Here is a 265-nt window from a genome sequence, read left to right as displayed (position 1 = left end):
AAGCAATGTTGTTAGCAACCGTATCGTTAAACAGATGGACATTCTGCGACACCAGAGCAACCTGGTTACGTAACGACGCCAGGGTATACTCGCGCAGATCGTGACCATCCATCAGGATTTCGCCTTCATCAATATCGTAAAAACGCGTGATCAGGCTGGCGATGGTTGATTTACCCGAACCAGAGCGTCCAACCAGAGCAACCGTCTTCCCTGCCGGAATTTTCAGGTTGATGTTACGCAATGCAGGTACGTCACGTCCCGGATA

General features: G+C 50.2%; 1 protein-coding gene. It reads right to left on the bottom strand.

Features of this window, described 5'->3' with window-relative positions:
• Window positions 1-241 (bottom strand): ATP-binding cassette domain-containing protein (locus tag SB756_RS31110; protein ID WP_410913375.1); only part of this gene is annotated, 241 nt, incomplete at its 3' end.
• Window positions 242-265: the final 24 nt, after the last annotated feature.

The sequence above is a fragment of the Pseudomonas sp. SIMBA_068 genome (assembly GCF_046534705.1).
GTDB lineage: Bacteria > Pseudomonadota > Gammaproteobacteria > Pseudomonadales > Pseudomonadaceae > Aquipseudomonas > Aquipseudomonas putida.
The sequence above is the reverse complement of the archived record's forward strand: the minus strand, read 5'-3'. Positions and strand labels throughout refer to the sequence as shown.